We start from the raw sequence: 14,680 nt of genomic DNA on the forward strand, positions 1-14,680 counted from the left end.
AACTAAACGGAATTATGGAATGAATAAATTATTGACCCTGACCCCCTTGGCGGTCGCGATTGATTCTTCACTAGTAGCACCAAGCGCAGTGGCTTCAGAAGAGACGAACTCAACCTCATCAGCAACTGAAACGATTCAAGTCTTCGGGCATCAGTATGAAGGTTATGCTGAACACATGCCTCAATCAGGCACCAAAACCGATGTGGAATGGCTTGATGTGCCACAAGCGGTATCCGTAGTAACGAAAACAGAAATGCAAGATCGAGGCGCGGTGCGTTTAGTGGATGCGCTAGATGGGGTGGCCGGGGTCAATAACACCTTGGGCGAAGGCAGCCGCGATCAGTTCATGATCCGTGGTTTTGATTCACTCAACGATATGTACCGTGATGGCTTGCGAGATGACGGTACGTTGCAGTCTTACCGCAGCTTAGCGAACGTTGAACGCGTTGAAATTGTGAAAGGCCCTGCGGGTGCTTTGTATGGCCGTGGTTCGGCAGGGGGCATCATCAACTTGGTGACGAAACGCGCTAACGGTGAGAATTTTACTCACGTAAACGGCAGTGTAGGTAGCAACAATCAGTATGTCGGTCAGGTCGACAGCTCAATGGCGTTTTCAGATAAGGTCAACGGGCGTATTAACTTGGAATACCGTCAAGCCGACTCGTACGTTGATCATGTTGATTCAAACGATTTCTTCATTGCACCGACCATTCGTGTGTTACCAGCGGATGGTCACACCATTGATATTAACGTGGAATACGCCCATCAAGAACTAGTGCCGTATCGTGGTGTGCCATCAAAAAATGGCAAGCCAGTTGATTTGCCAGTAAGCACTTACTTTGGCGGTACAAACGACTATCAGGAGTCAGACAGTCTCCGTATTGCGGTGGATTACGAATGGCGTCTGAATGATCAATGGGTATGGAACAACCGAGCGGCGTTCAACCATATCGAACTTGAGCAAAAAGGCACGCGTCAGGGCAAAGTGACGGGTAATGAAGTGTCTCAAACCGTCAACAACTTTGGTTACGATCCACGTACTACGACCACTTTACAATCTGAGTTGGTTTGGGAAACCAGGGACAATCAATTGATGGTGGGTGCAGATTTCAACCAGATCGATATCGACCTAACGTTGGCAAGTGACAAAACGCTTCCTCCGCAAAATATCTACGACCCAGTCGTTGGTCCAACGCCTGATCCGGGCTTTAAGCCATTTCGTGACAATACCACCACCACAACAGGTTTGTATGTGCAAGATGTCTATACGTGGGGCGACCTTTCTTTGATCGGTAACGTGCGTTACGACTCGATGGAGCTCGAACAACAAAAAGCGGGCTCAGATAAGGAAAAATTGGATGATGACAAAGTCAGCTACCGTGCTGGTTTGGTATACCGCATCAATTCCGACACATCCGTATACGCCAGTTTAGCGCGCTCTTGGCAGTTACCGTACGCTGGTATCTACATCAATCCAAAATTGGCGGAATTCTTCCACACCGACTTAAAAGAGGTGGGTGCGAAAGCGTACCTTTTGGATAACGCATTAATGTTGAATGCGGCACTGTTCCAGATTGATCAAGAGCAACCACAAACTAACGTGGACGGCGATGTGATCGATAAAATTGAAGTGCGTCACCAAGGTATTGAATTAGAGGCTCGCGGTCAAATCACCAAACAGTGGGACATCTCTGTGGGGTACAGCTACTTGGACGCGGAAGACAAAGCCACAGGCAAAAAGCCGAACGATGTATCAGACCACTTGTTCTCTCTTTGGAGCACTTACCAATTGGATGACAACTGGCGTTTAGGCGGTGGTGTGAAGTACGTGGGCGACCGTTACGCAGGTAACGACGAAGCTGTCGCACTTGGCGATTACACAACGGTGGATTTGATGGCGGCGTACACCACTGGTCGTCATAAAATCCAAGCGAACGCTTACAACATTTTGGATGAGAAATACATTCTTGGCGCAACAAACGGCACGTCTGGCTTAAACCAGATTGGCTACGGCGCACCAGCCGAGTTCATGCTCAGCTACGGATATCAGTTCTAGGCTTTTTGTGCGTAGTTAGCGCCTGTTAGCCGATTTTTTTCCTCATATTGAGGATGTTTTAGCCCCGAGAGCCTACGGGATGTATTCTGCCCGAGGCTCAATTTCTCGCAAAGGAGATCTTAATGTCTTACCAGAATTTGGATGGTAAAGTGCGTGTACGTGCTGGTTTGTCTACCACTTACAGTGTGCTTGCGATTGCAATCGCTTCTGCCACATCCATGAGTGCGGTTGCCGCTCCTGCTAAAAAAGAACAAACTACCGCGATGGAAACCGTAGTTGTCACTGGTAGCGTGATTGGTAAATCTGAAATTGAAGACGTCAAAGAGTACCCAGGTGCTCGTACCGTCATTACCCGCAATCAAATCGAGAAAACCGCCGCAGGCTCGATTGATAACGCGCTACAGCGCGTACCGGGTATTAAAGTTCAGGATGAAAGCGGAACGGGCGTATTGCCTAACATTTCCGTACGTGGTTTGAAAGCAAGCCGTAGTGGTCATGCTCAGTTCTTGATGGATGGTGTACCGCTAACACTTGCGCCATATGGTCACACTGGTCAGTCTATCTTCCCAGCAACACTGTCGATGCTTGATCGTATTGACATTGTACGCGGTGGTGCCGCAGTACAGTACGGCCCAAACAACGTCGGTGGTGTGATCAACTTAGTGACCAAACCGATTCCACACACGTGGCAAACTGAAATCAGTAACCGCCTTACCGTGTTTGATGGCGGTGATGCGCCGCTGAATGATTTTTACCTACGCACGGGCGGCTGGTTAAGCGACACATTTGCACTACAGTTGGAAGGTAACTTCCTAAAAGGTGAAAGCTTCCGTGAACATTCCGATACGGACGTGAAGAACTTCCAAGCCAAAGCACAGTGGCTACTGAGTGACACTCAAGAGATTCAAGCATTCCTGCAACGTTACGATGCTGAAACGCAAATGCCTGGTGCACTTTCGCCACAAGACTACGAACAAGATCGTCACCAATCGAAACGTCCTTACGATGATTATGAAGGTAAGTCGACACGCTGGAGTGTTAAGTACATCCACGATTTGCCATTTGCCGACAGTGCTGAGCTAGAAGTGCTAACGTTTGGCCATAAGTCAGAGCGTCTTTTTAAGTGGGGCTTTAACAGCGCTGGTGGCCATTGGGCGGATCCGGCTCTGCCTTCTACGAAAGTAAGTACTTCACCACGAGAGTTCCGTGTTTATGGTATCGAACCTAAGCTTGCTGTTTTTGTTGATGGAGGTGCCATTACGCAAAACTGGATTATAGGGACTCGTTACATTAATGAAGACATTCAATATAAAGTGACACAAACACCAGTGTCAGGCGGAGCCACAAATGTACCGCGAAACTGGCACCTTGATACCGATGCGTACGCAGGATATGTGAGCAACGAAGTCGGGTTGTTTAATGGTGCGTTAAAAGTCACGCCCGGACTTCGTTATGAATTTGTTGATATGTCCTATAAAGATTTGGGCAGCGGGCAAGAATCTGGAAACAAGGTGACTGAATTATTGCCTGGTGTGACGATCGCATATAACTGGAATGAACAATGGCTGAGCTATGCCAATGCGCAGAAATCTCTTCGCGTTCCTCAGCTTGTTAATGTTCGAGGGGTCGGTAAGGAAAGCAGTGAGTTGGCTTGGAACTACGAACTTGGCGTTCGGTATGTTCAAGATTCAACAAGCTTCAATGCAGCTTTGTATCGCATTGACTTTAAGGATCAGTTGCAGTGGCGGAGTGCGACAAATACGTCTGAAAATATAGGTAGAACCCTTCACCAAGGTTTAGAGCTTTCTGCTCGTTACGTGCCTGAAGCACTACCTGCACTGAGTTTAGGCGCAAGCTATAACTATCTAGACGCTACGCTTGAAGAAGAAGGTGAGAATAAAGGTAATCAACTGCCTTACACCTCTAAGCATCAGCTTGGTTGGGATGCAACCTACGCATTTTACGGCATGGACACCACGCTATCGGGCTTCTACTTCAGTGACTCGTATACCGATAACGCCAACACCAGTGCCGAAGATGCAACAGGCGCAACGGGTAAAGTACCATCTTACATGGTGTGGAATTTCAACTTGGGGACGGATTTATACAAAGACGACAAAGGCAAGTTACGCATGAATGTTGCGGTGAACAACTTGTTTGACGAGGAGTATTACTTCCGCGGGATTGATACAAGCCCAGTTGGTCGGTACCCAGCTCCAGGACGCTCTTACACGCTGGATCTGAACTATCAGTTTTAAGCGTTTCGTTCACCGAGTTTGAAAAGAAAAGTCGCCAATTTACCTTGGCGACTTTGCCGATCTTAGGTACTGGAAAACTCTAGCACTGGAAAAAAGCAAGATGAAAAATAAAAAACAATTTACGATCAAACACTTTTCAACCGTTTTGCTGATGCTGTTAAGCTCAGTTTTTATGTCATTTTCCGCAAGTGCTCAGGTGCGTAGCGTGCAAGATGAGCAAGGCACTTTTGAGCTAGAAGCGATACCTCAACGTATTGTGGTTTTAGAGTTTTCGTTTGTCGATGCATTAGCGGCAGTCGATGTCTCACCGGTAGGCGTCGCCGATGACAACGATGCCACACTAGTCATCCCTGCTGTTCGTGCCAAGATTGAACCTTGGCAATCGGTCGGCATGCGTTCACAACCGAGTTTAGAGGCGATTGCGGTGCTCAAGCCTGATTTGATCATTGCCGATGCCGAACGTCATCGCGCGATTTATCAAGATTTGCAGCGAATTGCGCCAACTTTGCTGCTAAAAAGCCGTGGTGAGACATATCAAGAAAATCTCGAATCCGCACTCAAAATCGGCGTGGCAATTGGCAAGCAAGCGCAAATGACGCACCGAATCGATCAGCACAAACAGACCATGGCGGAGTTCAAACAGCATTTTGCGACACAAGAAACCATTCAGTTTGGTGTGGTTTCCGATAAAGGGATGTGGCTGCATAGCCCGGTTTCTTACGCTGGGGGCGTTTTGAGTACGCTGGGCATCCAAAGTCCGCTGGCTCCATCTGAGCAAAAAGCGTATATCCCAACCAGTTTCGAACTTTTACTAAAAACCAACCCTGATTGGTTGTTAGTTGGACTTTATTCTCAACCAAATATTGTGGATGAGTGGCGCAAAAATCCATTATTTAGGCTGCTAACTGCTGCGAAAAAACAGCAACTTGTTGAGGTCTCTCCTGAACTGTGGTCGTTAAATCGCGGTATGTTGGCGGCGGAAGAAATTGCTCGCAACCTTGAAGCGTTATTGGAGCGCTCATGAGTGCGGCGATAAGCTCAGAAAGCGCGTCTTCGGTTAGCAAATCGCATTGGAAAGCGAGCTTGTTTGTCTGTGCTATGGCGTTGTGTACGCTGTCAGGCTATACCGCTTCAATGATTGGCTGGTCTAACTTTTCCTTGAGTGTTAATGACCTGACAAGCCATTGGTTTGCGTTTGATGAGGGCAATATGCTGCATCAAATCCTCGCGACGCTGCGTGCGCCTCGTGCCTATGCTGGGTTATTAATTGGCGCTTCGCTTGCGGTATCCGGAGTGCTGATGCAAGGATTAACTCGTAACCCTTTGGCGTCGCCATCCATTCTCGGCATTAATGCTGGTGCGGCGTGTTTTATGGCCTTGGCGTCCATCGGCGTACCATTCTTTAGTCAATTGAACCCAATCATCAACGCAGTACTCGGCGCGCTACTAAGTGGTGGTGCGGTCATGTTGTTGGGCGGTTTTTTCTCCGCGCGTTCTCACCCATTGCGTTTAGTGCTAGCGGGCATTGCCATCAGTGCACTGCTGATAGGGTTAACTCGTGCGTCGGTAATTTTGGCGGATGACATGGCTTACAGCGTGTTGCATTGGTTAACGGGTTCACTCTCTGCGGTGGACTCTCAGCAGTGGCAGCAACTGTGGCCTTTTGCGACTTTAGGTTTGGTGCTCGCCATGGGCTTAGCGCGAAACTTAAATTTACTCGCGTTGGGGGACGAAGTTGCTGTTGGGCTAGGTGGTAACATTCGTCTTACGCGATTAATCAGTGGTTTAGCGGTTGTGCTGTTGGCAGGTACTAGCGTAGCTATTGCAGGGCCAATTGGCTTTGTCGGGTTGTTAGTGCCGCACTTGGTACGCCCGATTGTTGGTCACAACTATCACATTCTCATTCCGGTTTCCGCCTTGTGTGGCGCGGCACTGGTGACGTGGTCAGATGCTTTATCACGATCGATTGCCTTTCCGGCTGAAACGCCAGTGGGCGTGATTACCGCGCTGTTGGGCACACCTTGCTTTATCGCGATTGCAATGAGGAAATCATCATGATGAATCAAACCAAACTGTTTGCATTAGTTGGATTGTTGCTGATTGCGTCTTCTCTCACGCTGTTTGTTGGCGCGGCGAACATGTCGGCTCAACAGGTTTTTGCATTGCTGTTTTCTTTCTCTGATTCGGACTTTGTGATTCACCAATATCGATTGCCGAGAATGTTGCTCGCCATTGGCGTGGGCGCTGGGTTGGGGCTGTCAGGCGTTTTAGTGCAAGGCGTCATCCGTAATCCACTTGCCTCACCAGATTTAATGGGGATAAGCGCTGGAGCAGGACTGGCGGCTACCGCTTGTTTGGTGCTGTATCCAAATGCGCCAGTGGCAATGTTGCCGATGGTCGCCATGGCGGGAGGCTTGCTTGCTGCTGGCTTTATTGCTGTGCTGGCTTACTGGTCAAAACCAACACCTGCACGTTTGGCGCTGATTGGTGTTGCTGTCAGCGCATTTTTAGCCAGCGGTATCGATTTTCTTCTGATTGTGCACCCTATCGAAATCAACACGGCGATGGTATGGCTAACCGGCAGTTTGTGGGGACGAAACTGGCAACAAGTGCCGTTTATTTGGAGTGCTCTATTGCTGCTACTGCCATTGGCGTTTTGGCTGGCATGGCGGTTAGATGTGATGGGACTGGGAGAAGAAAGTGCCACTACACTTGGCACGAAACCAAGACAGATCCAAATTCTTGCGTTGATTGCTGCCGTGCTATTGGCGAGCATAAGTGTGTCTGTGGCAGGCACGATCAGCTTTGTTGGCCTGCTTGCGCCGCATCTAGCGCGTTTGCTGTTTGGTCACAACCACAAGTTGTTGATTCCTGCTTCTGCAACCCTTGGCGCGCTGTTGGTGATTTGCGCCGATGGTCTAGCGAGAGGCTTACAGCCACCAATTGAGCTGCCAGCGGGTGTGCTGACTTCTGTTATTGGCGCACCATATTTCATTTTTCTTTTGTATCGTTATAGGGGTTGGTAAGCATGTTACGAACGCAGAACTTATCCGTCGCGTACGGCAAACAGACCATCATTCCAAATCTCTCTTTGTCGATTCCTCAAGGTAAAATTACCGCGCTAGTTGGCCCAAATGGTTGTGGTAAGTCGACACTATTAAAAACCTTGGTACGCATCAATAAACCAGCTTCTGGCCAAGTGTTGTATGACGACAAACCGCTAAGCAACTACGGCGATAAACGCTTGGCACGCTCGTTGTCTTTGCTGCCGCAGATTCTTGTCAGTCCTGAAGGTATTACAGTCAGAAAACTGGTCGAATATGGCCGCTCGCCTTATCTCTCTCATTGGGGCCGGTTAAGTCAACAAGACAAAGCCTTAGTCGAGCAAGCAATGCAAGATACTGGCGTGATTGAGTTCGCTGACAAGCCAGTTGAATCGTTGTCTGGCGGTCAAAGGCAAAGGGCGTGGATTGCGATGGTAATGGCGCAAGATACCGACGTAGTGATGCTTGATGAGCCAACCACTTACTTGGATCTCTCTCACCAAGTTGAGCTGATGAAACTCATGAGGCAGATGAACGACAAAGGCAAAACAGTGGTGGTAGTGCTGCACGATCTAAACCAAGCGTGCCGTTACTGCGATCATTTGGTGGTGTTGGAAAAAGGTCAGTTAGTCACGCAGGGAACGCCGCAAGAGGTACTGACAGAAGGCATGTTGGCATCGGTGTTTGATTTACAAGCGAGAGTATTTAACGATCCAATCTCAGGCACGCCGATGTGTGTGGCGGTGTAGGTCTTACGTCTTTCGAAAGCTATCTGCAATAAAAGCGTCGAGCCATAAAAATAAACCCCGCTAGTTATACATTTGCTAGCGGGGTTTGTTGTTTTTAAGTGCGTTCCTAGCGTGGCGTTTAAACCAGTTTAAACGTCGCTACTTTCGAGTTGAGATCCTCGGCTTGTGATTTCAGCTCAGCAGATTGATTCATCGATTCTTCGGCACCAACCACCAAGTGATCAGTCACATCTTTAATTGACGTGACGTTTTGTGTGATTTCATTGGTTACGTGCGTTTGCTCTTCGGCTGCGGTCGCGATTTGCGTTGCCATATCGCTGATCAATGCAACGGCCGCGTTGATTTCATCCAGAGCCAGTGCTGCGCGATCGGCATCTTCCACTGATCCTTGGGCAAGTTGAGAGCTTGTATCCATGATGGTCACAGCGCGTTGTGTGGTCTGTTGCAAAGTCTCGATCGTCGAGCGAATCTCTTCGGTTGAGGTGTGTGTGCGTTGTGATAGCACGCGAACCTCGTCTGCAACAACGGCAAAACCGCGACCTTGCTCACCGGCGCGTGCCGCTTCAATCGCCGCATTCAGAGCCAGTAAGTTGGTTTGCTCTGCGATGTCTCGAATCGTTGATAGTACTGTAGAGATGTCTTGCGCGTGCTGGTTGAGCTCGCCGATGACAACGCTCGCTTGGTTGACTTCGGAAGACAAATTATTGATGGACGATTTGGAGTTGATCACTAACTCATGACCATTTTGTGTGCTCGCTGAAGAGTCTTGTGCGGCTTTGGCCGTCTGCTCTGCATGCGCTGCAATCTCTTGCGTTGCCGATGCCATTTCGGTCACAGCGGTTGCCACCATAGTGATTTCTTGTTGCTGATGGTTCAGATCGGAAACCGATTGATTTGCGCGAGTCGTGCTCAGCTCCGATTGTTGGCTCAGTTCTTCCGCTTGTTGACGAATGTGGCCAATAAGTTGCTGCAAACTTTCAACGAACTGGTTGAAGTTTTCAGCCAGTTCACCAACTTCGTCACGGTTTTCTACTTTGATGCGTTGAGTTAGGTCACCGCTACCGTTGGCGATTTGTGCGAGCGCATTCGAAACGTTGTAGAGCGGACGGAACAAGATGTTACATAGCAGATTAAACAAAGCTACACAGATAACGACGACGATGGTGGTTGCGATGATCTGATCCCAAACAGCATCGTAGAGTGGGGCAACCAACGAGTTTTGATCTAACACCGTCACTGTTGTGAGCTTGGTACCCTCTATGTGGCGCGCGTAAATCACATATTCGGTGCCGTTAATAGAGACGCGACGCTCTGTACCTGAACGTGCGGCAGACGTAATGTCGTTGTTGTTGAGGCCTAACTCGCTAACCGGTTGATTCAGCAGTTTACCGTTGTTATGAGTGAAAATATTGCCCTGTTCATTGGCAATAAACATATAACCTTCACCCGGTAGGATCACTTGGTTGAGGCTGTTTAAAATATCTCCAATTTCGACATCTGCACCCAGAACGACGGTTTGACCATGTAGTTGCAGGGCTTTACCGAGCGACACGACGTTGGCCCCCGTGGCCGCTGCGACGGTTGGGTTATCCATAAAGACTTTCGATGGATTGGCAATGGCGTTGGTGTACCAACCCCATTTGCGTGGGTCGTTATTACCTGGTGGCAAAACCACCCCATTAGCGTTGTCTTGTGAGCCGTCTGGGTAAGCGAGAAAGACGTTATCAAACGCGCCAGAGTCTCGGACTTGTTTCAAGTGCGTAACCAGAGAACGCTTCTCTGAATCGGAAGAGAGTGACGTCAGTGCTCGCTCTTTTGAGAGTAACCAGTCCTTTACGTATTGATTGTAAGATGCGCTGGTGCTTTCTAGTCGTTGCGCGACTTCGACATCCAGTCTGTTTAATGAATCTCGAAAAGACAGCCCTTCTACCAGCACTCCCCCGAGAATGATGGCAGCACTGGCAGAGATTGCCAGTTTATTTTTTAATGATAGATTTTTGAACATAAAGCGAATAATAGATCTTTGAATAATAGTTGTTGTGTTTTTATTCTCATCAGGACTCACCGAGCCGTTGAATATGCAGCAGAAAGTCAGATTCGAATCTGTTCAATAATTATATTTTATTGCTCAAAATAAATACTGACTCCATGTCGCGATTTTGAGTTTTACATCAAATAAGAAAAAGGCTTTTAAGCTGTGTTATTTATCTATTTGTAAAGTAAGGATTTGTCTATTTTTGTAAATGATAATTGATTTCATTAAAAGGTGATTTGCGTCACGTTTGAGTAGTAAATAATCCATTAAAAATGTGAAGGTCATCGAACGAGGATTATATTGATCGGCTTAATCATTGTTATGGGCAATAGTTATGCGCAGTATATTGTTAGTCCCCGCGTTATTACTGTCAGGGTGTGCTCTGACACAACAATCGACGCCGATTCAGCTTGACGCCAATTGGCATGCCGACCAGTTATCGAACGGTATGAAATACCATCTTTACCCAACAAAAGACCAAGAAGTATCGGTCCGTTTGGTTCTGAATGTCGGCTCATTCCAAGAAGAAACCAATCAAAAAGGTTACGCTCACTTTGTTGAGCACATGGCGTTTAATGGCAGCACGCATTTTACCGGCAACGACGTTGTTAAACTTTTCGAGCAATCTGGTGGTAGCTTTGGTGCCGATATCAATGCCTTTACCACTTATCAGCAAACTTCTTACCAACTTGATCTTGCCAATAATACAAAGCTGGAAGATGCCCTGAAGTGGATGAGAGATATCGGAAACGGACTTCAGTTTGCTCCTGAACAAGTAGAGAAAGAAAAAGGGGTGATCCTTGGTGAATGGCGACGTGCTAACCCGGATGATAAGTCCTTTTCTATGCATGCTTATCAAGCGTCGATTGAAGGCACTATGTATGGTGAACACGACCCAATTGGTACTCGCGAAGCGATTCAAAATTCCTCATCAATCAAGCTAAAAGCGTTTTACGACAAGTGGTACCAACCACAAAATGCCGAGTTGATTGTGACCGGTAATATCGACGTGGATTCACTGTCCAATATTATCAAAAACAAATTCTCTAACTGGGAAAGCACCTCGGATACCGTAATAGAGAAGCGCCGCGATATTCGAGTGAACAACCAAAACCGAATCTTGCCAAGTAACACGATGGAATCACCAAGCCTTCATTTAGTGATTGAGCGTGGTCTAAGTGGCAGCACTACGATTGAACAACAGCATCAAGTGTGGCGTGATGAAGTCGCAACACAGCTAATTCAACAACGTCTGATTCGTGTACTTAATGATGCCGCTGAACCTTTTCAGTATGCTTATGCCCAGCCTTACTACTCCAACTACCAGCGCATGATGTCGGCAGGTATTTCGTTTGCGCCTGAGCGTCGTGAACAAATGCATCAAACTTTTATCAGCACGTTGGCGTCACTGAGAGATTATGGTGCGACTCAATCTGAGTTAGAGAGCATCATGTCAAATTGGCAAGGTGAGCTCGCAAATATTGATTCAGACTGGGACCAGCGTAAGCCAAACAGTTATGCAGAAGCGCGCGTTTTCCAAATTGACCAAGGCAGTGCGAGTCAATCAAAAGAGAGTTACGCCCAGAGTTTGTCTGAATTCATCAACAACGAGAATCTAGAGAGCATTAACACGCAATTGAATGCCTTGTTGTCTGAGCAACCGATCTTTGTGATTGGGTTGGGGAAAAGTGAAACGTCAGCTCAGTTCAATGATGTATTTACCGATCTATACAGTGCCTACCTCCAAACGGGCGAAAAACCGTTAGAGATGTATGACAAAGTGGATGGATTCTTACAGCCTACTCAAGAAGGTACCATCACTAGCATGCGTCAGGAAGTGGGTGGCTTTCAAGTTTATACGCTATCAAACGGTGTCGAAGTGTGGTTCCAAAAAGATGCCAAAGCGGGTGGTCGAGCTTATATTTACTATGCGAGCCAAGGTGGTAAAGCCGCCGTTGAACCAGCGTTATATGCTGCGTATGAAATCGCCGCAACGACGGCGATACGCAGTGGGTTAGGGGCATTTTCTGGTTCAGAGTTAGACAGTTACTTACGCAAAAATAACATTGCGCTTAGCGCGATTCTTGATGCGACCAGTCACGGTTCACAAATTACCGCGCCAACAACGCATTTAACTTACGCGTTGAATGGACTATACAACCTAGCGACGGAGATTAAAGTCGACGAGCGCCAGATGGCGGCAGCAAAGCAAGAGTTTAAACAGCAGAGTGGCGCTTTTTTTGAATCGCCGATGGGAAAACTGATTCAGAAAGCAAACGGTAATTCTTATTTGCCGGGTAGTCGTCATCGTATAGTGTCCAGTGATGATGTTGAACAAGTGACTTCCGAGCAAATACTGGCGGTGCATGAGCAACTTTTCAAAACCAATGATGGTTTTAAGATGGTCATTGTGGCAAATGTCGAGCCGGAAGAAATTACGCCACTCTTGCGTAAGTATGTGGCCTCCATCGAGATGAAACCGGGTCGTTCGATTGATTACCATGTTGCGTTCAACACCGACGTGCCGGCGCGAACAGTCGTTGCGGATGGTCATGAACCTTCATCCTTGTATGTAATGCGTTTGACTAACACGAACGATTACCAACGTACGGCAAGGGATACGGTTATCGAAGATATTTTGCAACGTATCAGTAATGCGCGTGTCTTGGATATTGTGCGAGAAGAGTCTAGTCTCGATTACAGCCCAAATATTTACACCGTGACGCAAGATCGCGAACCAATCTCTGATTGGCTCTTGGAATCTCAAGTTGAGCCCGAAGACGTGGCAGTTTTAGATAGCAAGTTAGGCAAAATGTTTGATGACCTAGCTTCGAACATCAAGCAAAAAGAAGTGGATACGGCAGCGAAGCAATTGGCGGTAGCGATGCAAGGATTAGATGATAACCCTGCTCAGCGCGCATGGTCGTATACACGCTACTTGGTGCATGATTACGGCGTCGATGTGTTACTTGACGTTGAAAACGCGGCTAAGAGTGTGACATTAGAAGAAGTGAAAGCGCATGCGAGAGCGGCTTTTGGTCCACAAGCAAAGCGCTCGGTGATGATTTTAAACCCGGCCGAATAATCACTGTAGCTTCTGACGAAGCTCGTGTCTCTAGTAATAAAAAAGACGGCGTGAAAGCCGTCTTTTTTATGCACTTTAACCAAAGAGTTTACGCTGATTTACGCGCAGGTCGCTTTTCATTGTTGGTATTGTTTTCTTTCGTGCTGGCGTTTTCTTGAGCCTTTCCTTTCAGTGTCACCACTTCTTTTTCAGGTAATTCGGCCGCTTCACCAAAGAATTTACCACCAGGTTCGATGCTGAGGTTATTACTCCAGATCCTCCCACTTACACGTCCCTTGGCAAGTACTTGAATGTGTTCTGCGTGACAGTTACCATCCATCATGCCATTGATGATCAGTTGTTTAGCGTAGATCTCACCGTTTACTCGGCCGCTTTCTGCAACGACGAGAGTGCCTTCTACATTAATTTGACCATCGACGATGCCATCAATCTGGACATCGTTTTCTACTTTGAGTTCTCCGCTAACAGCACAGCCTTTGGCGATGAGAGTTGAAGCTGCTGAGCTACTCGTTGTTCCACGGTTTTGATTAAAGATTCCCATCGTATTCTTCGCTCCTTAGTAAAAATGTCTTCGAAATCATTGAGGCTCCAATCGACAAATGGCTTCGGATTCAGTGCTCGCCCAACAAAACGCACCTCGTAGTGAAGGTGAGGGCCAGAAGAGAGCCCACTGTTGCCGGAAATTGCAATCAGTTGCCCTTTTTTGACGAACTGACCGCTTTTTACTTTGAACTTTTTCAAGTGCGAATAAGAACTCGAAAAACCGAAAGAATGTTGCAGCCTGAGGAAGTTACCAGAGCCTTTATTGCTGCGGCGGGTGACTTCCACAACCCCATCTGCTGGGGCATAAACCTTAGTACCGGTATTCACGGCAAAATCGAGCCCGCGATGCATCTTAGCGACTTTTGTCACCGGATGAATGCGCTTACCGAAGCGAGAAGAGAGCCGCGCTTTACCGACCGGAGACCCGCTTGGTATTTGGTTTAACAACACCATGCGAACGTTCGACGTAATCGCCGCCGCATCAAGTCGGGCATCCAAATTATCCGTGGTAGTATGTTCTCCAACTCCAAGGACTTTCTCTAACTCTCCCAAACGCTCCGAAACAAGTTGTACTCGTTCTTCTCGCTCTGAGAGATCACTTTCCAGCTCGGATTTTAATGCTTTCAGTGTGCTGAGCTCTTCACCCATAGTGCGCGAATGTTCTGTCAATTCAGCTTGTTTTAACGCGGCATTATCGACGCGAGTGTACAAGTGATGAATTAAGATCGCGGTTGCGGCCAGAGCAATGACAAAAAAGCATAAAAACGTTTTTAGATTGCGTTGCATCCTTTTACTGAAGTACCAATGTCTGGAGCCATTGATGGTTGATATAGAGATCGTCAACTGGTCTTTCATCGTCTTCTACTGCTCGTATCTGGTATACGTCTCGTCACTGAGTTAATGGGAATGT

Annotated in this window: 10 protein-coding genes; 7 read left to right on the forward strand and 3 right to left on the reverse strand. The window is 47.5% G+C overall.

The annotated features are described in order from the left end of the window. Nucleotides 1-19: 19 nt before the first annotated feature. The 6 genes from LIX84_RS10535 to fecE all read left to right on the forward strand — a co-directional run bounded on the left by LIX84_RS10535 (nucleotide 20) and on the right by fecE (nucleotide 8,107). Nucleotides 20-2,056 (forward strand): TonB-dependent receptor, encoded by a 2,037-nt coding sequence (locus LIX84_RS10535; protein WP_226421260.1) that lies wholly within the window; start codon nucleotides 20-22, stop codon nucleotides 2,054-2,056. 122 nt (nucleotides 2,057-2,178) lie between these two features. After that, nucleotides 2,179-4,314, forward strand: a complete 2,136-nt coding sequence (locus LIX84_RS10540) for a TonB-dependent receptor family protein (protein WP_226421261.1) — start codon at nucleotides 2,179-2,181, stop codon at nucleotides 4,312-4,314. A gap of 100 nt (nucleotides 4,315-4,414) precedes the next feature. After that, a complete protein-coding gene (locus tag LIX84_RS10545) occupies nucleotides 4,415-5,338 on the forward strand; it encodes a Fe(3+) dicitrate ABC transporter substrate-binding protein FecB (protein ID WP_226421262.1) in 924 nt (307 codons plus the stop codon). 74 nt (nucleotides 5,339-5,412) lie between these two features. Then, nucleotides 5,413-6,372 (forward strand): FecCD family ABC transporter permease, encoded by a 960-nt coding sequence (locus tag LIX84_RS10550; RefSeq protein ID WP_432598826.1) that lies wholly within the window; start codon nucleotides 5,413-5,415, stop codon nucleotides 6,370-6,372. After that, entirely contained in the window at nucleotides 6,369-7,340 is a 972-nt protein-coding gene (locus tag LIX84_RS10555) for a FecCD family ABC transporter permease (RefSeq protein WP_069489183.1), read from the forward strand. The genes LIX84_RS10550 and LIX84_RS10555 overlap by 4 nt, the downstream gene beginning before the upstream one ends. A 2-nt stretch (nucleotides 7,341-7,342) precedes the next feature. After that, entirely contained in the window at nucleotides 7,343-8,107 is a 765-nt protein-coding gene (fecE, locus tag LIX84_RS10560; RefSeq protein ID WP_140319436.1) for a Fe(3+) dicitrate ABC transporter ATP-binding protein FecE, read from the forward strand. 118 nt (nucleotides 8,108-8,225) lie between these two features. Here fecE and LIX84_RS10565 read toward each other — a convergent pair whose 3' ends face one another. Further along, entirely contained in the window at nucleotides 8,226-10,112 is a 1,887-nt protein-coding gene (locus LIX84_RS10565; protein ID WP_226421264.1) for a methyl-accepting chemotaxis protein, read from the reverse strand. Between the two features lie 364 nt (nucleotides 10,113-10,476). On the opposite strand from LIX84_RS10565, the gene LIX84_RS10570 reads away from it, so the two are divergent. After that, on the forward strand, nucleotides 10,477-13,227 hold the full coding sequence (locus LIX84_RS10570; protein WP_226421265.1) for a M16 family metallopeptidase: 2,751 nt from the start codon (nucleotides 10,477-10,479) through the stop codon (nucleotides 13,225-13,227). A gap of 88 nt (nucleotides 13,228-13,315) precedes the next feature. Here the strand turns inward: LIX84_RS10570 and LIX84_RS10575 are convergent, their stop codons facing one another. Together LIX84_RS10575 and LIX84_RS10580 are read right to left on the reverse strand one after the other, a co-directional pair. Continuing rightward, nucleotides 13,316-13,768, reverse strand: a complete 453-nt coding sequence (locus LIX84_RS10575) for a bactofilin family protein (protein ID WP_080619267.1) — start codon at nucleotides 13,766-13,768, stop codon at nucleotides 13,316-13,318. Continuing rightward, the gene (locus LIX84_RS10580; RefSeq protein ID WP_005395595.1) at nucleotides 13,672-14,625 is read right to left on the reverse strand and encodes a M23 family metallopeptidase; all 954 of its coding nucleotides are present in this window, start codon (nucleotides 14,623-14,625) and stop codon (nucleotides 13,672-13,674) included. Before LIX84_RS10580 ends, LIX84_RS10575 begins: the two co-directional genes overlap by 97 nt. Between the last annotated feature and the right edge of the window lie 55 nt (nucleotides 14,626-14,680).

The organism is Vibrio sp. E14, assembly GCF_020515785.1.
Classification (GTDB): domain Bacteria; phylum Pseudomonadota; class Gammaproteobacteria; order Enterobacterales; family Vibrionaceae; genus Vibrio; species Vibrio diabolicus.